The organism is Borborobacter arsenicus (assembly GCF_003934165.1).
GTDB classification, from domain to species: Bacteria; Pseudomonadota; Alphaproteobacteria; order Rhizobiales; family Rhizobiaceae; genus Pseudaminobacter; species Pseudaminobacter arsenicus.
This window is the reverse complement of record NZ_RKST01000104.1, coordinates 1-619: the sequence shown is the minus strand read 5'-3', so window position 1 is coordinate 619 and position 619 is coordinate 1. Positions and strand designations below refer to the sequence as shown.

Sequence of the window (619 nt, the reverse complement as noted above, 5' to 3'; positions counted from 1 at the left end):
GGCATGGCGCGGATGTTGGCCCAAGCGCCGCGTTCGGTCATCATTGTGCGCAAGGCATCGCTGTCATAAGCGCGGTCGGCGAGCAGGATGTGCCCGGCCTGGAGCGTTTCGAACATATCGGCGGCCGAGCGCCCGTCATGGGCCTGACCCTCGGTCAGCTTGAGGCGGATCGGGCGACCTTCGGCATCGACAAGTGCATGGATCTTGGTGGTCAGGCCGCCGCGCGAGCGACCCATGCAACGGGATCGCTCGTCTTTTTTTGGCCGTTGGCGGCATGCTGGTGCACGCGGATCGAGGACGAATCGATCATCTGCACATCGCCATCGTAAGCCGTTGATACGGCTTCAAGAATGCGCGCCCAGTGGCCGGCCCTGCGCCATCGGTTGAAGCGATTGACGCAGGTCGTGTGCGGACCGTAGCGCGCCGGAATGTCAGCCCACGGCGCTCCGGTTCGCAACCGCCAGAAGATGCCGTTCAGAACCCGCCGGTCATCGACGCGAGGAACCCCGCGCACCTTCGTCGGCAGCAAGGGTTCAATCACAGACCATTCGAAATCCGTCAGATCAAAGCGTGCCATCTCAACCTCCCAGGCTGAGACAAGTGAATCAGAACACGCCCG

At 62.8% G+C, this 619-nt stretch carries 1 pseudogene; it reads right to left on the bottom strand.

Annotated elements, in window-relative coordinates:
- Nucleotides 1-577 (bottom strand): annotated as a pseudogene (locus tag EET67_RS25400) (IS5 family transposase); the annotation flags it as partial.
- Nucleotides 578-619 lie beyond the last annotated feature (42 nt).